Annotated in this window: 21 protein-coding genes; 17 read left to right on the forward strand and 4 right to left on the reverse strand. The window is 59.0% G+C overall.

Going from position 1 to position 22,586, the window contains the following annotated elements:
- Window positions 1–87 precede the first annotated feature (87 nt).
- The 10 genes from ACTG19_RS19180 to ACTG19_RS19225 all read left to right on the forward strand — a co-directional run bounded on the left by ACTG19_RS19180 (window position 88) and on the right by ACTG19_RS19225 (window position 11,565).
- Window positions 88–2,124, forward strand: coding sequence for an SGNH hydrolase domain-containing protein (locus ACTG19_RS19180; RefSeq protein WP_439989428.1), 2,037 nt, complete (start codon window positions 88–90; stop codon window positions 2,122–2,124).
- Window positions 2,125–2,522: 398 nt separating this feature from the next.
- Window positions 2,523–3,101 (forward strand): DUF3305 domain-containing protein, encoded by a 579-nt coding sequence (locus tag ACTG19_RS19185; RefSeq protein ID WP_439989429.1) that lies wholly within the window; start codon window positions 2,523–2,525, stop codon window positions 3,099–3,101.
- The gene (locus ACTG19_RS19190) at window positions 3,094–3,687 is read left to right on the forward strand and encodes a DUF3306 domain-containing protein (protein ID WP_439989430.1); all 594 of its coding nucleotides are present in this window, start codon (window positions 3,094–3,096) and stop codon (window positions 3,685–3,687) included. The genes ACTG19_RS19185 and ACTG19_RS19190 overlap by 8 nt, the downstream gene beginning before the upstream one ends.
- A gap of 103 nt (window positions 3,688–3,790) precedes the next feature.
- Window positions 3,791–5,530: a 4Fe-4S dicluster domain-containing protein gene (locus ACTG19_RS19195; RefSeq protein ID WP_439989431.1), complete on the forward strand. Its 1,740-nt coding sequence runs from the start codon at window positions 3,791–3,793 to the stop codon at window positions 5,528–5,530.
- A 10-nt stretch (window positions 5,531–5,540) separates the two neighbouring features.
- Entirely contained in the window at window positions 5,541–6,158 is a 618-nt protein-coding gene (locus ACTG19_RS19200; protein ID WP_439989432.1) for a TorD/DmsD family molecular chaperone, read from the forward strand.
- A gap of 101 nt (window positions 6,159–6,259) precedes the next feature.
- Window positions 6,260–6,463, forward strand: coding sequence for a transcriptional initiation protein Tat (locus tag ACTG19_RS19205; RefSeq protein ID WP_005303194.1), 204 nt, complete (start codon window positions 6,260–6,262; stop codon window positions 6,461–6,463).
- 23 nt (window positions 6,464–6,486) lie between these two features.
- Complete coding sequence (locus ACTG19_RS19210; protein ID WP_439989433.1) at window positions 6,487–9,363, forward strand: formate dehydrogenase subunit alpha; 2,877 nt, start codon at window positions 6,487–6,489, stop codon at window positions 9,361–9,363.
- 4 nt (window positions 9,364–9,367) lie between these two features.
- The gene (gene fdh3B, locus ACTG19_RS19215; RefSeq protein ID WP_005353752.1) at window positions 9,368–10,027 is read left to right on the forward strand and encodes a formate dehydrogenase FDH3 subunit beta; all 660 of its coding nucleotides are present in this window, start codon (window positions 9,368–9,370) and stop codon (window positions 10,025–10,027) included.
- On the forward strand, window positions 10,024–10,995 hold the full coding sequence (locus ACTG19_RS19220; protein WP_005353740.1) for a formate dehydrogenase subunit gamma: 972 nt from the start codon (window positions 10,024–10,026) through the stop codon (window positions 10,993–10,995). Before fdh3B ends, ACTG19_RS19220 begins: the two co-directional genes overlap by 4 nt.
- A 159-nt stretch (window positions 10,996–11,154) precedes the next feature.
- The gene (locus ACTG19_RS19225) at window positions 11,155–11,565 is read left to right on the forward strand and encodes a DNA breaking-rejoining protein (RefSeq protein ID WP_234923066.1); all 411 of its coding nucleotides are present in this window, start codon (window positions 11,155–11,157) and stop codon (window positions 11,563–11,565) included.
- Window positions 11,566–11,652: 87 nt separating this feature from the next.
- On the opposite strand, the gene ACTG19_RS19230 is transcribed toward ACTG19_RS19225, so the two are convergent.
- A complete protein-coding gene (locus ACTG19_RS19230; protein WP_113740446.1) occupies window positions 11,653–12,417 on the reverse strand; it encodes a substrate-binding periplasmic protein in 765 nt (254 codons plus the stop codon).
- A 274-nt stretch (window positions 12,418–12,691) separates the two neighbouring features.
- Here ACTG19_RS19230 and ACTG19_RS19235 point away from each other — a divergent pair, with 274 nt between their 5' ends.
- The gene (locus ACTG19_RS19235) at window positions 12,692–14,407 is read left to right on the forward strand and encodes an NAD-dependent malic enzyme (protein ID WP_005334789.1); all 1,716 of its coding nucleotides are present in this window, start codon (window positions 12,692–12,694) and stop codon (window positions 14,405–14,407) included.
- A gap of 87 nt (window positions 14,408–14,494) precedes the next feature.
- Here the strand turns inward: ACTG19_RS19235 and ACTG19_RS19240 are convergent, their stop codons facing one another.
- Together ACTG19_RS19240 and ACTG19_RS19245 are read right to left on the reverse strand one after the other, a co-directional pair.
- Window positions 14,495–14,836: an RT0821/Lpp0805 family surface protein gene (locus ACTG19_RS19240; protein ID WP_174218742.1), complete on the reverse strand. Its 342-nt coding sequence runs from the start codon at window positions 14,834–14,836 to the stop codon at window positions 14,495–14,497.
- Entirely contained in the window at window positions 14,833–16,005 is a 1,173-nt protein-coding gene (locus ACTG19_RS19245) for a hypothetical protein (protein ID WP_113740447.1), read from the reverse strand. Before ACTG19_RS19245 ends, ACTG19_RS19240 begins: the two co-directional genes overlap by 4 nt.
- 305 nt (window positions 16,006–16,310) lie before the next feature.
- Here ACTG19_RS19245 and ACTG19_RS19250 point away from each other — a divergent pair, with 305 nt between their 5' ends.
- The 6 genes from ACTG19_RS19250 (at window position 16,311) to ACTG19_RS19275 (ending at window position 22,119) form a co-directional block, all read left to right on the forward strand.
- The gene (locus ACTG19_RS19250) at window positions 16,311–17,549 is read left to right on the forward strand and encodes a uracil-xanthine permease family protein (protein WP_005334784.1); all 1,239 of its coding nucleotides are present in this window, start codon (window positions 16,311–16,313) and stop codon (window positions 17,547–17,549) included.
- Window positions 17,550–18,100: 551 nt separating this feature from the next.
- A complete protein-coding gene (locus ACTG19_RS19255) occupies window positions 18,101–18,832 on the forward strand; it encodes a substrate-binding periplasmic protein (protein WP_005334783.1) in 732 nt (243 codons plus the stop codon).
- 64 nt (window positions 18,833–18,896) lie between these two features.
- Entirely contained in the window at window positions 18,897–20,423 is a 1,527-nt protein-coding gene (locus tag ACTG19_RS19260) for a methyl-accepting chemotaxis protein (protein ID WP_103422401.1), read from the forward strand.
- A 376-nt stretch (window positions 20,424–20,799) separates the two neighbouring features.
- Window positions 20,800–21,372 carry a winged helix-turn-helix domain-containing protein gene (locus ACTG19_RS19265; protein WP_439989434.1) on the forward strand — a complete coding sequence of 191 codons (573 nt, stop codon included), beginning with the start codon at window positions 20,800–20,802 and terminating at the stop codon, window positions 21,370–21,372.
- On the forward strand, window positions 21,372–21,590 hold the full coding sequence (locus ACTG19_RS19270; RefSeq protein ID WP_439989435.1) for a hypothetical protein: 219 nt from the start codon (window positions 21,372–21,374) through the stop codon (window positions 21,588–21,590). The genes ACTG19_RS19265 and ACTG19_RS19270 overlap by 1 nt, the downstream gene beginning before the upstream one ends.
- A 10-nt stretch (window positions 21,591–21,600) precedes the next feature.
- Window positions 21,601–22,119, forward strand: a complete 519-nt coding sequence (locus ACTG19_RS19275) for a hypothetical protein (RefSeq protein ID WP_005353702.1) — start codon at window positions 21,601–21,603, stop codon at window positions 22,117–22,119.
- Here the strand turns inward: ACTG19_RS19275 and ACTG19_RS19280 are convergent.
- Window positions 22,109–22,528, reverse strand: a complete 420-nt coding sequence (locus tag ACTG19_RS19280; protein ID WP_113740449.1) for a GNAT family N-acetyltransferase — start codon at window positions 22,526–22,528, stop codon at window positions 22,109–22,111. The genes ACTG19_RS19275 and ACTG19_RS19280 overlap by 11 nt on opposite strands.
- Window positions 22,529–22,586 lie beyond the last annotated feature (58 nt).

Below are 22,586 nucleotides of genomic sequence, written 5' to 3' on the forward strand. Positions count from 1 at the left end.
ATTGCGGCATAATCTGCTCACTTTTGGCCGCTATTTCTCGCAAGAGCGGTCAATTTTCGATTTATTACTTTTGGAATGAGCAGGTGTATGGCAACCAACCAACCAACCAACCAACCAACCAACCAACCAACCAACCAACCCCTAATCCAGTCTAAGTCATTTCGTCACGATATTAACGGCCTGCGGGCATGGGCGGTGGTCGCGGTGGTGCTCTATCACTTCGGCGTGCCTGGCTTTGCAGGTGGCTTTGTCGGGGTGGATGTGTTTTTTGTGATCTCCGGTTATTTAATGACTGGGATCATTATATCTGGCCTCGAGCGTGGCAATTTTTCCTTGTGGGGTTTTTATCTCGCACGGGCCAGACGAATTATTCCTGCGCTGTTGGTGCTTTGTGCCAGTTTGCTGATTCTGGGCTGGTTTTGGTTGCCCAATGTCGATTACAAAATGCTGGCTAGCCATGTTGGCACCGCGGTGGCATTTGTCTCTAACCTCAAGTTCTGGCGCGAAGCGGGCTATTTTGACGCAGCCTCCCATGAGAAGTGGTTGCTACATACCTGGTCGCTGTCGGTGGAGTGGCAATTTTATATTCTGCTGCCGCTTGGCTGTTTGCTGTTGTGGCACTGGTTTGGTAAGCGAGGCGTGAAGCTGGCACTGATTGCGGCAGGAGTGTTGTCATTAGTCTTGTCGGTCTATGCCAGTAACCGCTGGCCGGGGGCGGCTTTTTACCTGTTGCCCACCCGTGTTTGGGAAATGCTGGCCGGTGGTCTGGTCTGGTGGGCCACTCGCCAGCACTCCATGTCACGGCAGTGGGCTCGGTTGGCGGAAGGGATTGGCTTTGCGCTAATCATCTGGGCGATAGCCACCTTTGATCCGGCGATGCTGTGGCCAGGTTATCTAGCACTGGTGCCGGTGGTGGGTGCCATGTTGGTGTTGGCGGCCAATCGCCAGCGCTCCTGGTTAACGGCTAACCCGCTTGCCCGCCAGCTGGGCGCCAGCTCCTATTCGATTTATCTGTGGCACTGGCCGTTGGTGGTATTGCTGACTTATGCCGGTGAGCAGGCTAACCCCCAATGGATGGTGGCGGGTGTGTTGGGCTCGCTGCTATTGGGTGAACTGTCGCTGCGCTTGGTAGAAAATCCGATGCGTAAAGGTTTAAACAGATCTGGTCTCTGGATGCAAAGTGGCCAATTAGCTGTTGTTACCGGTGCTATTGGGTTGGCGGCGGTGTTGGTGTTTCTAGGCGTTAAATTGTCACATCCGGTGGTGAATCAGCGACTGGATGCAAGAGTTAATGTTATTTCCGACGAGTCGCTTAATGTAAAACCAAGAAAAGATGACTGTTTCGTTAGCTCGGGTGTTACGTCTCCTGCCTGTGTTTATGGGGGCGCGGAAGTTAAAGCAATTTTGATTGGTGATAGTCATGCTGATGCCGTATCAGGTGGGTTAGCCGCATCTGTGTTGAAAAAAACAGATGGAATTCTTGATTTAACATATGCAAGTTGCCCAACTATTTTTGGGTTGAATGTTGTGGATGATAATAACAAGACGCAGTGTAAAGAGTTCAATGATTGGGCAAAAGAAAAAATATCAGCATATAGAGAAGACATCCCATTGGTGATTGTAAATAGAACGTCAGTGTATGCTTTTGGGCAACACAACATCAAAGAAAAGATGAATATGCCATTATCATATTTTGATGTTTATAACATTGAAATAACAGATGGCTTTTTGAATGAATTTTCGGCGGGATTGATTAAAAGTGCTTGTGAATTAGCCAAGCAAAGGCCCGTATATATTACGCGCCCCATCCCTGAGATGATGGTTGATGTTCCAAAAGCCATGGCTCGTGCACTGATGTTTGGCAAACCCGATCCCCAAATATCGATTTCGCTCGAAGAGTACCATGCACGGCACAAAGTGGTGTGGGCGGCGCAAGACGCGGCGGTGGCCAGGTGTGGCGTCAAGATTCTCGATCCGCTGCCCTATTTGTGTCATGACGGCCGCTGCTGGGGCAGCAAAGATGGCCGACCCATCTATTACGATGACGACCATTTGAGCGAATACGGCAATAAACTACTAATTCCGATGTTTAAGCAGGTATTTGCTGCATCCGCATCGCAGTAGTGGAGTCGCTCGTCATAACAAGACTGCCACGATATCTCGTAGGTTGGTGCTGAACGAAGTGAAGCCCAACGTTTACCGCGCACATACTTATCAAGGCAATAATCGGATAATTCGGCGTTATTCGATGATTGCCATCTCCTTGAACAAGCATTGGCGGATTGATTTGATGCCGCATGTTGGGCTTCGCTGCGCTCTGCACCAACCTACGCCCGCGCCAACCTATGTCCCGCACGACGTCCCAACCCGCATCAAAGCCCCCATCAACCACCAAACCGGCCTTGGCCCCACTCTTGCTAAGTCTTATTCCATTGATGGCCGTGGCCGCCATAAGTCTCCTGCTGTGATCCGCCCCAAACGGGGTGAATCACGGGGGAGAGCGGCCCGGCAGAGACCTTCTGATGGGAGCAGTGACAGTGCAAGAGACAACCAATACCTTGCCCCCGCAGCGCTGGCTGCAACTGGAGTTAAAGGCCATCGACAGCCAGGTTGGCCGCTGGCAGAGCCGCCGTTTCGAGATTGCGGCGCTCTATCCCGCCGAACCCGAGGCTGCCGGTGCCTTGCCCCTTACCCTGTTTCGTGATGAGCGGGGGGATTATCGCTTCAATTTGAGCTCCGGCTCGCCCCGCCTCTTTGTCACCGGAAGCCGCGTGGACAGTGGCTTTGTGGCCGATGGCCTGACCCTGAGCCAGACCGTGGCTGCCGCCTATATGGATGGCGAGCGGCAGGTGCTCTCCTGCCCGCTGCCCGAAGCGCTGCAAGCCTGGGTGGAGGCCTTTATCGGCCGCCACGGCGAGCTGCTGGAGGCCCGTCGCAAGGGCAAGAAGGGCAAGGGGCGGGCGCAGGATCAGCTCGGTGTCGATACGGTAGATCAAGCCAGCTGTGGCGCCGTTAAAGCCACCTGCCCCGATGGCCGCGAGCGTGGCAGTGACGCCGGAACCTGTGCCGTAAACAAGGCCGGAAACAGCGCCCATGAGTGAGTTCCTCAAACGCTGGTCGTCTCGCAAGAGTGAGGCGCGCAAGCATCAGGTATTGCAGCCACGGGAAGAGGCCAGTCCCGAGGCGGTTGCCGCCCCCATCGAAGGCAGTGGCGAAGCTGAAACTCCAGATACCTCGCTGGATAGCCCCGTAGTCAGCACTGACAAGGGGAGCAGTGAATCCCTTGCCGTGGAGGGGGCCGAGAGTGGCGAGCCGCCGCTAACAACGGCTCAGCCGGGCAAGGCCAAACTCCCCGACAGGGAGGCGCTGCGGGCCATGTTTCGCAGCCACAAGCCGGATGGGCTTGACGACTACACCCAGGATTTTAGCCAGCCCGAATTGCTGCCTGCGGCCCTGACCGCAGGCCTGCGCAACTGGCTGGTGGATCAGGTAACCGCCCCGGAGAGCGAGATGGGCAATCCGGCCAGCGGATCTGCTGAACCGGTGACGCTTGTCAGCGAACCTGCCGCTGACGAGCTGGCTGATAACCATTCTCAAACCCACACCGACGATCGGGACATTTTGGTTTCCTGTGGTGGACAAAATGTCCCAACGAAAGGTGGGGAAATGGAACCCTCAGGATCCTGACTCCCTGTCAGTCACTTTTTTTCCGGGGGAGTTGGCTCGCCTCTTGCTCTCTCGGCTTACCAACAAGCGCCCATCCCATGAGGTGGCGCGCACAGGAGTGTATGTGAGCACTGAACAAACATTGCCAAATCTGGCCCCAAATCTAGCCTCCAATCTTGCCCATGGGGCGGGGGCGGCCGAGCATAACGCGCTCGCTCGCGCCTATGCCCTGCAGCATACGGTCAAGACCGACAACCTGATCCCGGCCACTGTCTCTTACCAGAGTCAGGGGCGCCTGCTGCTGGTCGGCCCGGAAGATCGCATTCGCCGCGCTGCCAGCCTGCTGCCTGCCGGGGTGAAGCCCACTCTGCTGGTGACCGAATCGGTCCACTATGCCGAGGCGGCAGATCTCGAAGCCATTTTCGATGCCACCGCATCCCTCGCGGCCCTGACCCTGCGCGAGCCGAGCCTGACAGGGTATCTTGGCCAATTTCAGCTCACCGGCCTCAATGGGCAGGGTGAGCGGGTAAATCTGGCGGCGCTCTGCTTTTCACAACAAGCGATGGTGGGCAGCGAACCGCGTTTTGATTTGGTGGCCGATCTGGGCCGCGCCCCGCTCTTTGCGCTGGAGCGTCCGCCGGTCGGCTATCTGCATCTTGCCGATGACCAAGGGCTGGCCGAACGGCTTGCCGAGCTCTGTGCGCTGACCGGTATTTTCGACAAGCCGCGCTATTTTCGCCTCGACCCCGAGGCCTGCGCCTTTACCGCCCGCGGCGTGCCCGGTTGCAGCCGCTGCCTCGATGTCTGTCCGACCGATGCCCTCAAGCCCATCAATGGCCGCATCCAGATCGATCCCCATCTCTGTCAGGGCTTTGGCAGCTGCGCCTCGGCCTGTCCGACCGGGGCGATTGCCTATCACCAGCCCGATGCCAACACCAGCGGCGACTACCTGCTGCGATTGCTCAAGCACTACCGGGAGGCGGGCGGCGACGCGCCCCAGCTGCTGATCGCCGGTGAAAACGAGCGAGAATGGGTGGAAGCCGAGCTCACCCGCCTGCCCGTCAACTGGCTGCCAGTCTGGGTGGAGGAGAGCGCAAGCTTAGGTATCGAAAGCTGGTTCGCCGCCCTCGCCTATGGCGCCAGTGCGGTGCGCATCGCGCTGAGCGACGATGCCCCCGCCAGCGTCCGTGCACTGGTTGAGCGGGAACTGGCGAGCGCCGCCGTGCTCTTGGCGGGCGCCGGTCTTGCTGCCGATTGCATCGCTCTGTTTGACGCAGATGCTGGTGAGCCTGTTTCCGGCCAGCCCACCGTTACCCTGCTGGAGAAGCCGCTCAAAGGGGACAAACGGGAGAAGCTGTTTGCCGCCTTCGATGCCCTCTGGCAGGCCAACGAAGGGAGCCGTGAACCGCTGGCGGTGCCCCACGGCGCCCCTTACGGCAGCGTGGAACTCAAAGAGTCTGACTGCACCCTCTGCATGGGCTGCGTGGCGGTCTGCCCGAGCCGCGCCCTGCATGCGGTGGGCCATGCGCCGGGCCTCAACTTTATCGAACAGGACTGCATCCAGTGCGGCATGTGCGAAAAGGCGTGCCCCGAGCAGGCCATCGTGCTCACGCCCCGCCTGCAGCCGTTGCCCGAAGCGCGCCGCGCCGTCCAGAGCCTGAAAGCCGAAGAAGCCGCCTGCTGCATTCGCTGCTCCAAGCCGTTCGCGCCCGCCTCGATGATCCGCCGCATCCAGCAAAAACTGGCCGGTCACTCCCACTTCCAGAACGAGGCCGCCCAGCGGCTGCTGATGTGTGAGGAGTGCCGGGTCAAGGATGTGTTTGCGGCGCTGGCGGCGGATCCCGTCTCCCAGCTCAAGGTATGAGGGGCCAGTGATGAGTGAACAACATAACGAAAAGTCTGGCGAACTGACCATGACCGAACTGGAACAAAGCAGCGCCGATCTCTACGCCCTGCTGGCAAGCCTCTGGCGCGCCGCTCCCCGTGGCGAACAGCTCGCCTGGCTGCAAGGGTTGCAGGCTATGCCGGGCCCCTTTGCCAGAGGGCTGGGGTTGGTGCAGCTGGCGGCCAGCAGCCACCACGAAAACGAGCTTGCCGAGGAGTATCAGGATCTCTTTATCGGGCTGGGGCGCGGGGAGATAGTGCCGTTTGCCTCCTGGTATCTCACCGGCTCTTTGATGGAGCTGCCGCTGGCGGTGCTGCGCGCAGATCTGCAGTCCCTCGGTTTTGAGCGCCAGAGCGGAGTGTGCGAGCCGGAAGATCACTTGGCCGCCCTCTGTGAGGTGATGGCGGTGTTGATTGCCGAGCAGCACCCGGATCGCAACCGCTTCTATGAGCGCCACCTTGCCCCCTGGGTACTCGCCTGCTGCCGCGATCAGCAACAGGCGAAAGGGGGTAGCTTCTACCGGGCGGTCGGGGCCCTTGCCGAAGATTTCTTCAAGCTGGAAAACGAATTGCGCCTGCCGTTTGGCGCCTGCGTGGTGCCGGGCTGAATGCCTCTATCCACTCACAACAAAACGAACAGACGAGATATCCCATTGGACGCGAAGCTGGCGCGCAGGCGCCGGACATTACAAAAACAGAGGTCACAAGAATGAGCGATGAACAGCTGAAAGACCCGTCCCGCCGCAATCTGATCAAGGGAGTTGGCGTGGTTGCCACCATAGGCGTATTGGCCGGTGCCACCGGTCGGGTGGTGGGCAAAGAGGTGCTGACCCACGACACCGAGCCTGACAAGGGCTATCGGGAGACCCCCCATGTTCACGACTTTTATCGCACCCTGCGCGGCACTGACTGAGCCGGATCAGTGAAGGAGAACTCATGAAACTGACAAAACGTGCCGAGCAGCCCCAGGCGGGTGAGCAGGGCAATCAGGCCATTCGCGGCCAGGGACTGACCCGCCGTGCCTTTATGGTCAACTCAAGTCTGGTGGCCGGTGGCGCCGTGGCGGCCGGTTGGCTGGCCCCAGCCATGATGCAGCGGGCCGAAGCCAAAACCGTGGCGGCCGAGGTGCCGGTCGAGGTGAAGCGCACCATCTGTTCCCACTGCTCGGTGGGCTGCGGCGTCTATGCCGAGGTGCAAAACGGCGTCTGGACCGGTCAGGAGCCAGCCTTCGATCACCCCTTCAACCTTGGCGGTCACTGCGCCAAGGGGGCGGCCCTGCGCGAGCACGGCCACGGTGAGCGTCGCCTCAAGTACCCGATGAAGCTGGTGGGCGGCAAGTGGCAGCGCATCAGCTGGGAGCAGGCCATCGAAGAGGTGGGCAACGAGGTGCTGCGCCTGCGCAAGGAGTCCGGCCCTGACAGCGTCTACTGGCTCGGCTCTGCCAAGCACTCCAACGAGCAGGCCTACCTGTTTCGCAAGATGGCGTCGCTTTGGGGCACCAACAACGTGGATCATCAGGCGCGGATCTGCCACTCCACCACGGTCGCCGGGGTCGCCAACACCTGGGGCTACGGCGCCATGACCAACAGCCTGAACGACATGCATAACAGCAAGTCGATCATGTTTATCGGCTCCAACCCGGCGGAGGCCCACCCGGTCGCCATGCAGCACATCCTGCTGGCGAAAGAGCGCAACGGCTGCAAGATCCTGGTGGTTGACCCGCGTCGTACCCGCACCGCCGCCAAGGCGGACATGTACCTCTCATTGCGCCCGGGCACCGACGTCGCCTTTATCTGGGGCATGCTCTGGCACATCTTCAAGAACGGCTGGGAAGATAAAGAGTTCATCCGCACCCGCGTCTATGGCATGGACGAGGTGCAAAAAGAGGTGGCGCGCTGGACTCCGGCCGAAGTGGAGCGGGTGACCGGCCTCAACGAACAGCAGGTCTATGGCGCCGCCAAGCTGCTGGCCGACAACCGCCCCGGCTGCGTGGTCTGGTGCATGGGCGGCACCCAGCACACCACAGGCAACAACAACACCCGCGCTTACTGCATCCTCGAACTGGCCCTTGGCAACGTGGGCAAGAGCGGGGCGGGCACCAACATCTTCCGTGGTCACGACAACGTGCAGGGCGCCACCGACTTTGGCGTCACCTCCGACTCCCTGCCCGGCTACTACGGGCTGGAAGAGGGCTCCTGGAAGCACTGGGCCCGGGTGTGGGATGTGGATTACGAGTGGATCAAGGCCCGCTTTGACAACAAGGCCTACAACGGCAAGCTGCCGATGAACAACAACGGCATTCCGGTCTCCCGCTGGGTGGACGGTGTGCTGGAGAATGCCGATCTCATCGAGCAGGGCTCCAATATCCGCGCCATGTTCTACTGGGGCCATGCGGTCAACTCCCAGACCCGCGGCCCGGAAATGAAGAAGGCGATGCAAAAGCTCGACATGATGGTGATTGTCGACCCGTATCCCACAGTCGCTGCCGTCATGAACGATCGTACCGACGGCGTCTACCTGCTGCCGGCCACCACCCAGTTCGAGACCTATGGTTCCGTTACCGCCACCAACCGCTCCATGCAGTGGCGCGATAAGGTGATTGAGCCTCTGTTCGAATCCAAGGTCGATCACGAGATCATGTATCTGCTGAGCAAGAAGCTCGGCTTTGCCGACCAGCTGTTCAAACACATCAAGGTGGAGAACAACCAGCCGCTCTTGGAAGACATCACCCGCGAATACAACCGCGGCATGTGGAGCGTGGGCTACACCGGCCAGAGCCCGGAGCGGCTCAAGGCGCACCAGCAGAACTGGCACACCTTCCACAAGACCAACCTCAAGGCCGAGGGCGGCCCGGTCAGCGGCGAAGTGTACGGTCTGCCCTGGCCCTGTTGGGGCACCCCGGAGATGAAGCACCCGGGCAGCCACATCCTCTACGACACCAGCATTCCGGTCTCGGAAGGGGGTGGCGGTTTCCGTGCCCGTTTCGGCATCGAGTATCAGGGCGTCTCGCTGCTCGCCGAAGACTCCTGGCCGAAGGGGAGCGAGGTGGAAGATGGCTATCCCGAGATCACTGCCGACCTGTTGAAGCAGCTCGGCTGGTGGGATGAGCTGACCGAGGCCGAGAAGAAGGAGGCCGAGGGCAAGAACTGGAAAACCGACCTCTCCGGCGGTATCCAGCGTGTCGCCATCAAGCACGGCTTCGTTCCCTATGGTAACGCCAAGGCGCGCTGCGTAGTGTGGACCTTCCCGGATCAGGTGCCCAAGCACCGCGAGCCGCTCTACACCCCGCGCCGGGATCTCTTGGCAGACTACGCCACCTGGCCCGATGCCAAGAGCCTGTGGCGCCTGCCGACCCAGTACGCCTCGGTGCAGGAGAAGGATGTCAGCAAGGAGTTCCCGATCATCCTCACCTCGGGCCGTCTGGTGGAGTACGAGGGGGGCGGCGACGAGACCCGCTCCAACCCTTGGCTGGCTGAATTGCAGCAGGAGATGTTCGTCGAGATGAACCCGGCAGATGCCAACGACGTCGGCGTGCGCGACGGTCAGGATGTGTGGGTCGAGGGGCCGGAAGGGGGCAGGGTCAAGGTGAAGGCGCTGGTGACCCCGCGGGTCAAGCCGGGGCTTGCCTTTATGCCGTTCCACTTCGGCGGCCACTTTGAGGGCAAGGATCTGCGATCCAAATATCCGGAAGGGTCTGACCCCTATGTGCTGGGGGAGTCGGTCAACATAGTCACCACCTATGGTTATGACCCGGTCACCCAGATGCAGGAGACCAAGGTCACCCTGTGCCGTTTTCGCAAAGTAGGAGCCTGATCCCATGGCCAGAATGAAATTCATGTGTGACACCAAGCGCTGCATCGAGTGCAACGGCTGTGTGACGGCGTGCAAGAACGAGAACGACGATGCCCTCGAGTGGGGCATCCAGCGCCGCCGGGTGGTAACCCTCAACGACGGCCTGCCAGGTGAAACCTCCATCTCGGTCGCCTGCATGCATTGCACCGACGCCCCCTGCATGGCGGTCTGCCCGGCCGACTGCTTCTATCACACCGACGACGGCATCGTGCTGCACAACAAGGATCTCTGCATCGGTTGCGGCTACTGCCTGTTTGCCTGCCCGTTCGGGGCGCCCCAGTTCCCGAAGACCGCCGCCTTTGGCGATCGGGGCAAGATGGACAAGTGCACCTTCTGTGCCGGCGGCCCGGAAGAGGATCACAGCGAGGCGGAGCGCCAGAAGTACGGTGCCAACCGCATCGCCGAGGGCAAGCTGCCCATGTGTGCCGAGCTCTGCTCCACCAAAGCACTGCTGGCAGGGGATGCGCAGGTGATCTCCGACATCTTCCGCGAGCGGGTTGCCTATCGCGGCGCCCCTCATGCAGCTTGGGGGGCTGACGAACAGGCGCTCTATCGCGACGCCAGCAAACCTCACGATGGCAGAGGCAAGGGGCTCAAGCTTGGCAAGCAGGAGGATGGCCAATGAGACACTGGCTGACAGCGCTGCTGACGGCCTTGCTGCTGTTCAGCGCGCCCGGCTTCGCTGATGCGCAGAAAGAGGCGGTCGGCTTTGCCGGCGCCGATTATTGGCGGGCGGTGAAGGATGGGCAGGAGGGGGTGACCACCTCCCGCTCGCCGGAGCACGGAGTGCTTATCTCGGTGCCGGGCCAGCTCTGGTTCGAGGTGAAGACCAAGTGGGTGTCGCCGCTCGGCGCCATCGCCATTTTCGGGTCGCTCGCCATGTGTGGCCTGATGTATCTGGTGGTGGGGCAGACCAAGCTCTCCAAACCGCGCACCGGGCGCAAGCTCAAGCGCTGGAGCAGGCTGGATCGGGCGTTGCACTGGACCACGGCGGCCATGTTCCTGACCCTCTCCGGGTCGGGGCTGGCCATCATCTACGGCAAGTACTTCATCAAGCCGGTGGTGAGCCTCGGGGTGTGGGAGAACTGGATCTGGTTTGCCAAGGTGTTCCACAACTACGTGGGGCCGCTCTTCTTCCTCTGCCTGATGGGGGTGCTCATCAAGTGGTTCCGCCACAACATCGTCAACATGGTGGATGTGCAGTGGTTCATGAAGTTTGGCGGCATGCTCGGCAAGCACAAGGGAAGTCACCCCTCGGCGGGCTTCTCCAACGGCGGCGAGAAGGCGATCTTCTGGCTACTGATCTGGTTTGGCGGCATCGTGGTGGCGACCGGGCTGTTCCTCGACTTCCCCATCTTCGGCCAGCTGCGCCGCCAGATGGAGTGGGCCAGCTTTATCCATATCGTAGGCGCCTTGATCCTTATCTGCGGTTTTATCTTCCATATTTACATGGGCCTGTTCCAGCTGGAAGGGGCGCTGGAGGGGATGGTGACCGGCGAGGTGGACGAGACCTGGGCCAAGGAGCACCACGACCTCTGGTATGAAGAGGTGAAGCACACCCTCGATGAGCCCAAGGCGGGCAAATCAAGCTGATGGTCGACAAAGAGTAAAGAGAAGGGGCGCTGCGGCGCCCCTTTTGATAGCGGGTCGATGGTGATGGCAAATTGATTGAGCGATGCCGCAAACGGCGATGGTTTTTTGGGTCACCTTGAGCAACAGTAACAGGGGTTCCATTCACACAAGGGATGACAAATGATGAGAAAAGCATGGCTGGCAGCGGTATGTGCATCTGCGCTCTTCGGTGGTATTGCGGGCATGGCGCAGGCGGCTGACGGGATCAAGACCCAGCAGGTGCAGTTCAAGAAGGGGGAGTCAGGGGCAACCATCAACGGCACCATTCAGGGTAGCCAGACCCTCGATTACAAGCTGACGGCCAACAAGGGCCAGAGCATGGTGGTGATCCTGACCGGCAAGCCCTACTTCAATATTCTGCCGCCGGGCAGCAAGGGGGAGGCGATCTTTGTTGGCTCTCGTGACGGGAACAACTTTGAGGCAACCCTGCCTGCCAAGGGCACTTATACCATTCGGGTCTACCAGATGGGGGCGGCCGAGAGCAGCAAGGCCAAGACGCCGTTCAAGCTGGAGGTGGGCATCAGCGGCTAATGCCAGCAGCTGACAAGCATCACAGAGGTGGCGGCCACAAAGGGCCGCCACCGTTGTTTTATCCTCTCTGTTTTTGCCTCGCCAAGGTCAATATTCACCCCGGGCCAGTCGCTCGAAGTAGCGCTGATAACGTCCGCTGGCGATGGCCTGCTGCAACTGCTGATTGAACTGATCCCGCAGTTTGGCTGAATCCGGCATCTTGCGTGGGAACATCACGAAGCTGTCGTTGCGCAGAAAAGGGGTCTGACTGTGGGTGATGAGTGCCGCGCTGGCGGGGTCGAGCTGGTTCTGCAACTCGGCCAGACCGACTCGCAGCTCTTGTGGATAGAGGTCGATCCGCCCGCGCAGCAGCTTGCCGAAATTCTGCTTCACGTCGGTGACTTTCTGTTGGGTTACCTTGCCATCGGCCACCATCTTGTCCAGCTCGGGCCCGTAGCTATAGGCGATATCGCCCCCCAACCGCATGCCGATGATCTGCTCAAGGCGCTCGGCCTGCAGCCGCCGTGATTTGAGGGAGAAGAAGACAAACTGCTCCTGCAGCACCGCTTCGCTGAACAGAAAATCCTGCTCCCGCTCCGGTTTGTGCATCCAGACGGCGGTGGCGTCGTAGAGCTGGCTGTTGGCCGCCAGCGAATAGACCCGACCCCAGGGGGCGAAGTGGAACTTCACCTCATAGCCCGCCTCCTTGAACAGATCGCTGATGAGGTGGGCCACTGGCCCGTGCTGTTTTGACTGCTCGGAGACAAAAGGGGGCCATTCACCCACGATGATGTTGAGCACCCGACCCGGTGCGGCGAGAGCTGACTGGCAGGTCAGAAATAGCCACAGAGCAAGCAGCGAGATCAGGCGCATGGCAGAAAGAAGGGGACGCAGGCTGGCAGAGGCGAGGGCATCAGGTCACTCCCGGCTGTGATGCGGTGAAAGGGGCTGGGTTGCCCGCAATGCTAACATGAGTCTCATTCCTTGCCGTGGATATTTGTCTCGCCGGGGTCGCCGGGCGCCTATTTTGGCCGCAGGGTATGCCCAAGCTCACAAAACCGATCGAGTAAACGTCATATGATTGATTTCATTATGAGTCTTGCTCTCCTGCCGAACGGCAATTTCACGTAAATCAAAGAGAATGACTATGGCTACCGGACAATATCTGCTGTGGAAAGATGCACAGGGACAGGATTTTCGCCCCGTTGCACTGACCGGCACTGATCTGCTTAACAATCGATACCTCAACAAGGGCACAGCCTTTACCGAACAGGAGCGGGCCGATTTTGATCTCGATGGTTTGCTGCCGCCTCAGGTGCAAACTTTTGAAGCCCAGCTCGAGCGAGTGTATGAGGGGTTCAAGAGCGCTTGCAGCGATATCGAGAAGTACCAGAACCTGCGTGCTCTGCAGGATCGCAACGAAACCCTGTTTTATGCCCTGTTGTCACGCCATGTGGAGGAGATGACTCCCTATATCTATACCCCGACCGTGGGCAAGGCGTGTCAGGAGTTCAGCCACCGCTTCCAGAAGCCGCGTGGCCTCTACATCACCCCGGACAACGTGGATGACATGGGCAGTCAGGCCCGTCACTTCGATGCCAAATCGATCCGCATCATAGTCGTCACCGACAGCCAGGGCATTCTGGGGATCGGCGACCAGGGTGTTGGCGGCATGGGGATCCCTATCGGCAAGCTGGCGCTCTATACCCTAGGGGCCGGTATTCACCCCGCCTGCTGCATGCCCATCGCGCTGGATGTGGGCACCGACAATCAGAAACTGCTCGATGACCCCATGTATCTGGGCCGCCCCCACAAGCGTATTCGCGGCAAGGAGTACGAAGAGTTCATCGACAAGTTCGTGCAGGGGGTCAAGCGCCACTTCCCCAACGCCGTGCTGCAGTGGGAAGACTTCAGCAAATCCAACGCCTTCAACAATCTGGCCCGCTACCAGCAGTCACTGCCGTCATTCAACGATGATATTCAGGGCACCGGTGCCGTGGTGCTGGCCGGTATCATAGGCGCGGTCAAGGTCAAGGGGGAGACCCTGGGTCAGCAGAACTATCTGGTCTATGGCGCTGGCGCCGGCGGGGTTGGTGTCGCAGATCAGATCTGCGCGGGGATGATCCGCGAGGGGATGGATCCGCAGGCGGCCCGCGATCGAATCTACATTCTGGATACCCAGGGGCTGGTGTGCGACAACCGGGACGGGCTCGACGAGTACAAGCGTCGCTACGCCAAACCGGGGTTGCTGCTGGCGGGCTGGGATACCGAGGTGCCCGGCAAGGCCAATCTAGCCGATGTGCTGCGTCATGTGCCCATTACCGTGCTGCTGGGTACCAGCGGCTCGGGCGGGGCCTTCCAGGAAGAGCACATCCAGCTGATGCTGCAGCATTGCGAGCGCCCCATGGTGTTCCCGCTCTCCAACCCGACCGCCAACTGTGAAGCGCTGCCGGAGGATATCTACCGCTGGAGCAAGGGCAAGGCGATCGTGGCGACCGGCAGTCCGTTCAAGGATGTGAGCTACGAGGGGCAGGAGTTCAGGGTCGGGCAGGGCAATAATGTCTTTATCTTCCCCGGTGTAGGTCTGGCGGCCATCGTCAGCCAGCTCCGCGAGATCACGCCCGATGTCTTCACTACCGCCGCCTTTGCGCTGGCCGAGTGCGTGAGCGAGGTGGACCTGGCGAAAGGGGCCGTTTATCCCCGCATTCGCGAGCTGCGCAGCATCTCGGTGCATGTGGCGACTGCTGTGCTCAAGGATATCGTGCGTCGGGATCCCTCCCACCCGCTGATCGGTCAGGATCTGCAGCAGCATATCCTCAACCACATGTGGGAGCCGGTTTACCTGCCCTATCGTCGGGTATAACCGCGTATTCACCGCTCGGATAACGGGTCGGTAAAGATGACAAGGGGGTAGCGCTGCTACCCCCTTTCGTTTACCCCGTGGCATTCACTAAGTTCGCAATGGCCGCCAGCGCCCTTGCTGATTGCGACAGGCGGTATCCTGCCACTGCTGGCTCGCCTTGCCGATATAGAGTTGCTCGCGATAGTCGCGACACCACTTCCCGCTGGTATGGCGGAAGGTGCGTAGCGGGGTGACGCTACCCGAGTGACGGTTAGCCGGATTGAACCAGGTGAGGCTCTGCCCTTTGGTACGGGTTTCCAGCGCCTTGGCGAGTGCCTGATTGGCCAGTTGAACATCTGCCTTATCCATCTGATGGTAAAGCGGCGGGGTGTCGACCGTGGCGCAGCCAGCGAGGCCGAGCAGGAGGAGTGTTATCAGATAACGCATCATGGTTGCCCCTGTTGGCGAAAACCGTTGTTGATCAGCGCCCGCTCCTGCTCATCGGTAAGCACTTGCTGGCGATCATCGACCGTGCCATCACCTCTTAGTTTGTTGCCGTTGGCATCGACAGCATCCACACCGTTGTCATCGATGGTGCCATCGCCTCTGAGTTTGTTGCCATTGGCATCAACGGCATCCACACCGTTGTCATCGACCGTGCCATCACCTCTTAGTTTGTTGCCGTTGGCATCGACCGCATCCACGCCGTTGTCATCGACTGTGCCATCGCCTCTGAGCTTGTTGCCATTGGCATCGACGGCATCCACACCGTTGTCATCAACGCCATTGCCAAACCCGCGGCCACCCCCATGGCGTTCTCCCCCTGCATGTTTTTCTCCACCAGCATGCCGTTCACCTCCACCATGCTGCTCTCCGCCGGCATGCTCGCCTTGGCCGCCACTGTCATCGCTGCCCCCATCGCTGTCGCTGTCGCTGCCACCGCCGCTGTCGCTGCCACCGCCGCTGTTGCTGCCTCCACCACTGCTGCCCCCACTGCCACCATCGCCATCTTTGTTGTGAACGATCAGCTCATTGGCGATGTAGCTGTGGCTGCCATCGAGCAGCAGATTGAAGAGTGCGGTAGTGGGAGACGCCTCGATCCAGCAAAGTGACTCAACCAGCAGTAATTCCGGCTGGGATTGCAGGGCCAGATTGCCCGTCACCATGACAGGTGCCGGGCGACACATTATCTGCATGCCGGTAAATAGCGGCAGCACCGCCAGTTGCGGGTTTTCGGTTCGTGTCATGGCCGGTGAGATGGCTGCCCAGCCCCGAGTGGTCAGCAGAGGGTGCTCTGCGGTAAAGAACGGGGGCAGATCATTGATCCCGTAGAGTCTGCGCTTGCCTAGTATGACCCGTTCGATCGCCAGGATCCGGTTACTGCCGCCGTGCTGATCCAGCACCCGTTCACCGACCCGCAGCGTCTCTATAGGGCGGGTGGAGCCATCGGCCATCGTGATGCGAGTGCCGGCGATAAAGCAGGACTTGGCATAGGCCTGATTCATTTGCCACTCATTGTGGGCGAAATCATAACTGAACGGGTTCGCAAACAGGGCGAGAGCGATGGCCGAGCCGATCAGCAATCTGCGCTGGCTGGCCTTGAATGGGGGCTGTGACATGGGGACTCCTTGTCCATCTTGATTCACAGGATCCATTATAGAGCGCCCCTTGGTGGCGGCATTTTTGACCATGAACACAATAAACATGATGGAAAAACGATTGGCGTTCGTCACAATAATGCGTAAAATCGCATACTCGATGCTTGTAGCAACGAATCCCGCCTAAAAAGCCAGTTTCATGCCCTTCCCAAGCAGTAAAAGGTAACAAGTGACGCATTTGTGTTCATTTTGTGCCTTGAAAAAGTCTTGTGATGACTGAAAAGTGATAAATATCCCCATCAGTTATCAAAAAATTAAGGACATCCATGTTTTCCTTAGTCAAGCAAAGTGTCGCCGGGCTGCAAATCCTGTTTGTCGCCTTCGGTGCCATGGTTCTGGTGCCCCTGCTCACCGGACTGAACCCCTCCATGGCCCTGCTTGGCGCCGGTGTGGGCACCCTGTTGTTCCAGCTCTGCACCCGCCGCCAGGTCCCGATTTTCCTCGGTTCCAGCTTTGCCTTCATCGCCCCCATCATCTACGCCACCCAGACCTGGGGATTGCCATCCACCATGTTTGGCCTGTTTGCCGCCGGTTTCATGTATTTCATTCTGGCTGCGCTGATCCGGGCAAAAGGGATGGGGTTTGTGCACAAATTGCTGCCCCCGGTGGTGATTGGCCCGGTGATCATGGTCATCGGTCTTTCTGTGGCGCAGGTTGCCTGCAACATGGCGATGGGCCGTGCCGGTAGTGAGCAGGTAGTACCTGCGGGGACTGCGTTGACGCTGGCCGGTATCTCGCTGGCGGTCACCCTGATTGCAGCTGTGTTTTGCAAGGGGTGGATCAAGCTGATCCCAATCCTGTGCGGCGTGATTGCCGGTTATGTCTCGGCGGTCTTCATGGGCCAGGTGAGTTTCGATGGCATGGTGAACGCCCCCTGGCTGGCGCTGCCCCACTTCGAAACCCCAGAGATCAACTGGGCTGCTGCGTTGTTCATGTTGCCGGTAGCCATCGCCCCCTGTATCGAGCATATCGGTGGCGTGTTGGCGATTGGTGGCGTGACTGGCAAGGATTACACCAAGGATCCGGGTTTGCACCGTACGCTGGCCGGTGACGGCATTGGCGTCTGCTTCGCCGGTTTCATCGGTGGCCCACCCGTGACCACCTACGCCGAAGTGACCGGTGCCGTGATGATCACTCGCAACTTCAATCCGGTCACCATGACCTGGGCTGCGGTGTTTGCCATCATTCTGGCCTTCTTTGGCAAGTTCAATGCGCTGCTCACCTCTATCCCCATGCCGGTGATGGGCGGTATCATGCTGCTGCTGTTCGGATCCATCGCTGCCATCGGTCTCAAGACGTTGGTGGAATCCAAGGTGGATCTGGGGCTGTCACGCAATATCGCCATCGTCGCTGTGACTCTGACCGTCGGTGTCGGTGCGCTGGAGATGAAGATTGGCGACTTCGCGCTGGCCGGTGTTGGCCTGGCCTCTGTTGCCGCCATCCTGCTCAACCTGATCCTGCCTGCGCACTCCGAAGAAGGTGTGATGGACGCGGCCAAGGACTGAGTTCCACCAGGTGTTCATCGTTGATTTGGAGAAGGCCACCTCGCGGTGGCCTTCTCATTTTCGGGTATCTCGCGCCACTTTTTGGCTCGGCGGAGCTCATCTGGAATCTAATCTGGAAGCAGATGAGGGGGTTAGCATTCTCATTTGACGTATCTCTTTTCGTGACCTTAGCTAAAGGACAGGTTTGGCTCTGAGGTCTCCTCGAGCAGTATGGGAAAATGGATGTTGGCGTTTTATATCATTTCTCTCCCAGACCCCTGTCATAAAACGATGCGCTTCTTCTTTGCCACGGCGCTGTTGTATGGCGGAGGCTTATCCGCCCCACTCCGTACTCCCCTCATGCTGCCCTGGCATGTTTCCACCTCGATTTGTTGTGAGCCTCCCTCGCCGGTTGCGTTTCGTTACGCACAGGCAAAATCCGGATCTGTTTGCTGCTGCACATGGGTGGGTGGCGAGCCGTGAAAGCCGGCATGACCCCAGCGGGTCAGACGTGCACCGCCATCGGTAACGGCGGATGTTCAGGGATGAATGGCAAGCAAAGCGAGGTTGCAATGAACTATCAACTGCTGTGGAAAAGTGCAATTTTTTCAGTCTCTTCCATGATGGCGATAAGCGCTGTTCAGGCTGCGCCACTGAACGTGATGACCGAGGATTACCCGCCATTCAACATGCAGGGAGAGGGGGGCAAGATTGTCGGGCTGTCGACCGAGGTGGTCGAAGAGCTGTTCAAGCGTGCTGGGGTCGAATACAAACTGACCCTGATGCCCTGGAAACGGGCGTATGAAGATACCCTCGGCACCCCCAATACCGCCCTCTACTCCACGACCCGCACTCCGGAGCGGGAAGCACTGTTCAAGTGGGTAGGGCCGCTGGTCAATAACAACTGGGTGTTTTTCTCCAGTTCGACCGCCAATATTACGGTCAAGTCGCTGGAAGATGCCAAGCAGTATTCGGTGGGGGGCTATAACGGTGATGCGGCCGCCGAATATCTCAAAGCCCAGGGATTTGCCAAGTTGCAGCTGGCTGCCAACGATACCGCCAACGTGAAGAAACTGGAGGCAGGCCGCATTGATCTCTGGGCAACCGGCCAGTATCTGGCCCCCTATCTGGCCAGCAAGGAGAAGGTGGCCTCACCCAAGCCGGTATTCGTGTTCAAGGAAACCCAGATGAGCTTGGCGTTTAACAAGGATACGCCCGATGAGCTCATCACCAAGCTTAACGAGATCCTCGCTGCCATGAAGGCGGATGGCACCATCGACAAGATCAATGCCAAGTACCAGTAACAGTACCAATAGCAAGTGCCGCTCAATGGCACTGCGCCGGCTGCCGTAAAACCGGGAGGAAACCATGGATTGGAAAAGTCTGACGTTCAGGATTGCCGTGTTGACCTCCCTGTCGGTGAGCCTGCTACTGGTGTTGTTTGGCGCTTACAACTACAACGCGGTCAGGGCGGAGAGCTACAGCAAACAGAGTGCGCTGGTCGAACAGGCCATCGGCCGGCTGCAGCTCTCCCTGCCCGGCCCGCTGTGGAATTATGAATCGGCCTTCATCGAGGCATCGCTCAAGTCCGAGCTGGCGGCCGATATCCTGAGTGCTTTGCTGGTGGTCAACAAGGACAAGCTGGTAGCCGGGTTTGCCCGTGACTCGGCGGGGGACATTGCCCCCGTGACAGCCATGCCTGCCGATGTGTCTGCCTACGGGGGGTATGATCTGGTCTATGACGACAGCGGCCAGAAAAACACCGTGGCCCGATTGCTGGTGCAAACCAGTGATGCTGCCATTCAGGCCCAACTGCGGCAGCAGTTGATCACCACCGTCTGGCAGATCCTTGTGCTCGATCTCTGCATCATCGCGCTGCTGATGGTGCTGATTCATCGCAATGTGCTCAGGCCGCTTCACCAGATGAATCAGGCTGTGTTCGATCTGGCCAAAGGAGAGGGGGATCTGACCCGGCGTCTGAAGATCAGCCGTCAGGATGAGATGGGCGCGTTGGCCACCAACATCAACCACTTTATTGCCAAGTTGCAGGAGATGGTGGCGGAGATCAACGAGCTCTCTGCCGGTGTGTTGCAAACCGCTGAACTCTGTGACTCCCTCTCGGCAGATACCCGGGTAGGCAGTGACGCCCAGCAATCCGAGCTGGATCAGGTCGCTACCGCCATTACCGAAATGAGTCAGGCAGTGCAAGAAGTTGCTGGTAACGCGGTGAAAACCTCTGGCGCTACCGATGAGGCCAACCTCTATGTGGAGCAGGGTTACAATCTGGCGGGCCATGCCAATGAGGCCATCCATCAACTGGTGGGGGAGGTGGAGCGAGTCGCCACCCTGATGCGCACCCTTTCGACCGAAAGCAGCAGCATTGGCACCATCATCGAGGTGATCAACGGCATTGCCGAGCAGACCAATTTGCTTGCCCTCAACGCGGCCATCGAGGCGGCGCGGGCGGGTGATCAGGGGCGCGGTTTTGCGGTGGTGGCGGATGAGGTACGCACCTTGTCGGGCCGTACTCGCCAGTCGACGGAGGAGATCAGTGCCAGTATCAAGCGGTTGCAGCAAGCGACCCAGAATGTCGGGGCCGGCATGCAACAGAGTCAGGAGAAGGCATCCCGCGCCGGCATCGAGGCGGCAGATGTGCAGATATCGGTGGAGAAGATTAAAAATCAGGTCAGCCTGATCCGCGAGATGAACATGTATATCGCCCAGGCATCGGAAGAACAACACTCGGTGGCAGAGGCGGTCAGCCATAGCGTCAACCGGATTGCGACGCTCAACAGCGAGAGTGCAGCCAGAGTGGCAAAGGTTGCCGAGGCCAGCAGTGATCTGCGGCAGCTATCGGCCCAGCTTGATACCCTGCTCAAGCAGTTTCGGGTCTAGTCAGTTAACTTCGCCCCGTTGGATCATCCTGCGGGGCAGGCCGGTTCCCATTAATTTGAGGCGTGGCGAGATGTCGTGAGGGGCAAGGTGCCTTGTCCACCAGCGTTTTTCGCCATGCCCATGTCACTGTTCAGCTGAGATTGGCGTGACTGTGATACGCGAAACTCGCAGCATCATGCTCTGCCCGATACGCAGTCCGACAGCGCTGGACGCATATTTTCATTTTCCCCGCTCATGCCTGCTAGCATCTATTGTGCCGCTGATCCCGACCCTTTAGAATTTCGTTTAATTACAGCAAGTCCTGAGCCGCCATCTGGCTTTATCAGGTGTGGAATCCCATCTTCTTCATGATGAATGCAAATAACAGGTGGTTGGTATGACGGGGGGTGCGCCAGGCAATAACATATCAGCCTATCACTTCGGTGATTATGTCTTTGATGTCAAAAGGCGAGAGCTGATCTTCTGTACCGACAAGGACAACTTGCAAAGCGCCCGGGTGGTGCGCTTGTCATCGGCAGAGAGCCTCATTTTCAGCTATCTGCTCGATCACCATGACGAGGTGTGCGACAAGGATCTGTTGCTCGAAATCGGCTGGTTGGGTCGCCCCATCAGCCCCAACTCACTGAACGTGGCCATCGCCAATATTCGTCGCCACTTCGCCTCATCCCCCCAGACGCTGGATATCAGAAGTACCCCGAAAAAAGGGTACTCCCTGCATCTTAACTGCAAGATGAAGAGCTATTACGGTAAGGCACTGCCAACAGAGAGTGAGCCCTTGCCCGAGCCGATGAGCGAGCCCACGCCTGCAGCGGCTGCGCAGCCACCGTCGACATCACCAAGCTCCGACCACGAGGTCATCGAAGAGCCTGCTGCTCCCCGTTCTTTTGTGAGCGCGCCAAACTTGCCTTTCTCAGCGGTATCGGGCGGCCAATGCTGGCAAGGGGCCTGATGTACGTCAATCTGCTACTGGCTGTGCTGATGGCGTTTGTCGCCAGCTATCTCCATTTCGAGTGGCTCCATGTGCACTGCACCGACTCGCCGACCGGCGTTGTTTGCCAGATGGAGGCACGGAGCGATGTGCCACCAGTCAAACCGGCATCGCTGGTGCTGGTCTCCGGCCACCAGGTTCGCGTGCTTTCCTATAAAGAGCTCGAAAAAACGCTGTAAGGGATCTCTGATGAAACGAACGCTGAAAAATACCTTGCTGCTGTTGCCACTGCTTGTCGTGCTGCTGTTTGTGGTCGGGATGTTTATCAACAGCCTGGGCTGCCATTACGATCTGAAAATGTCGGCCAATGGAGTCAACTATCACGGGGTGTGCCGCTGGGGCAAAATTACCGTGATCGAAGAGGAGGAGGCGACCAGGGAGAAGTGGCGAGTGACCGGTTTTCAACTTACCTTCTTCAACCAGCTTGTTTACCTCATCGACAGTCGTACCCAACTGCACGAATCGGGTAACGATGACTCCTATCTCAATGAGTACAACCTGATCCAGTCGCAATATGCGCTGGTCAACTATGCCTGGGTGCCGCTGACTGAAAACAAGGTGGCGATCTTCCAGCGCGATCCAGTGCACGAGGTCGTGATTGCCCAGCGAGATGGCTGGTTCGATCTCTACCGCTGGTTCTTCCCCCCGGCACCGCTGGTGCCTGTTCAGCCGCAAAGCGCAGGTGCCGGGCGTCCCGCTAGCTTCTAAGCAACTTGCACCAGGAGCCGGTGACCTCGCAGTGGCCTGTCTCATCACTGTTTTGCCAGCCCAGCCGATGGTAGAAGGCCACTGCCGCCGTGTTGCGGGTCGCAACCTTGAGCGAGCCGTGCGGCGAATCAGCGAGGCCCCGCTCCAGCAGGGCGCGCCCTATCCCCTGACCGTGCCAGTCGCTTGACACATAGAGGTGATGGACGAAGTGATCGGGCTGCCAGATGGCGATAAAGCCGCAGATATTGCCCCCCTGTTCGGCGACCCACACCTGTTCACCTTTGGTCTGCACCTCGAAATCCTCGAGTTGGAAACGGGCGGGATCAACCCAGTGAAAGGTGTGGCGGCGGCTCTTTAAAAATAGCCGGGCCAGTTGGGGAATGTCGTGTTCTTCCATGAGCCGGATCATGATGCCCTCCCGGATCAAGCCAATGTTCATTGAGGCAGCTGCACAGCGGCAGGTTAAT

This window comes from Aeromonas sp. 3P (assembly GCF_051919745.1).
In the GTDB taxonomy this organism is placed as follows: Bacteria; Pseudomonadota; Gammaproteobacteria; order Enterobacterales; family Aeromonadaceae; genus Aeromonas; species Aeromonas veronii.

Coding starts and splice junctions, on each gene's coding strand:
- ACTG19_RS19180 (WP_439989428.1), top strand. CDS start 88: ATGGCAACCAACCAACCAACCAACCAACCAACCAACCAACCAACCAAC.
- ACTG19_RS19185 (WP_439989429.1), top strand. CDS start 2,523: ATGGGAGCAGTGACAGTGCAAGAGACAACCAATACCTTGCCCCCGCAG.
- ACTG19_RS19190 (WP_439989430.1), top strand. CDS start 3,094: ATGAGTGAGTTCCTCAAACGCTGGTCGTCTCGCAAGAGTGAGGCGCGC.
- ACTG19_RS19200 (WP_439989432.1), top strand. CDS start 5,541: ATGAGTGAACAACATAACGAAAAGTCTGGCGAACTGACCATGACCGAA.
- ACTG19_RS19205 (WP_005303194.1), top strand. CDS start 6,260: ATGAGCGATGAACAGCTGAAAGACCCGTCCCGCCGCAATCTGATCAAG.
- ACTG19_RS19210 (WP_439989433.1), top strand. CDS start 6,487: ATGAAACTGACAAAACGTGCCGAGCAGCCCCAGGCGGGTGAGCAGGGC.
- fdh3B (WP_005353752.1), top strand. CDS start 9,368: ATGGCCAGAATGAAATTCATGTGTGACACCAAGCGCTGCATCGAGTGC.
- ACTG19_RS19220 (WP_005353740.1), top strand. CDS start 10,024: ATGAGACACTGGCTGACAGCGCTGCTGACGGCCTTGCTGCTGTTCAGC.
- ACTG19_RS19225 (WP_234923066.1), top strand. CDS start 11,155: ATGATGAGAAAAGCATGGCTGGCAGCGGTATGTGCATCTGCGCTCTTC.
- ACTG19_RS19230 (WP_113740446.1), bottom strand. CDS start 12,417: ATGCGCCTGATCTCGCTGCTTGCTCTGTGGCTATTTCTGACCTGCCAG.
- ACTG19_RS19235 (WP_005334789.1), top strand. CDS start 12,692: ATGGCTACCGGACAATATCTGCTGTGGAAAGATGCACAGGGACAGGAT.
- ACTG19_RS19240 (WP_174218742.1), bottom strand. CDS start 14,836: ATGATGCGTTATCTGATAACACTCCTCCTGCTCGGCCTCGCTGGCTGC.
- ACTG19_RS19245 (WP_113740447.1), bottom strand. CDS start 16,005: ATGTCACAGCCCCCATTCAAGGCCAGCCAGCGCAGATTGCTGATCGGC.
- ACTG19_RS19250 (WP_005334784.1), top strand. CDS start 16,311: ATGTTTTCCTTAGTCAAGCAAAGTGTCGCCGGGCTGCAAATCCTGTTT.
- ACTG19_RS19255 (WP_005334783.1), top strand. CDS start 18,101: ATGAACTATCAACTGCTGTGGAAAAGTGCAATTTTTTCAGTCTCTTCC.
- ACTG19_RS19260 (WP_103422401.1), top strand. CDS start 18,897: ATGGATTGGAAAAGTCTGACGTTCAGGATTGCCGTGTTGACCTCCCTG.
- ACTG19_RS19265 (WP_439989434.1), top strand. CDS start 20,800: ATGACGGGGGGTGCGCCAGGCAATAACATATCAGCCTATCACTTCGGT.
- ACTG19_RS19270 (WP_439989435.1), top strand. CDS start 21,372: ATGTACGTCAATCTGCTACTGGCTGTGCTGATGGCGTTTGTCGCCAGC.
- ACTG19_RS19275 (WP_005353702.1), top strand. CDS start 21,601: ATGAAACGAACGCTGAAAAATACCTTGCTGCTGTTGCCACTGCTTGTC.
- ACTG19_RS19280 (WP_113740449.1), bottom strand. CDS start 22,528: ATGATCCGGCTCATGGAAGAACACGACATTCCCCAACTGGCCCGGCTA.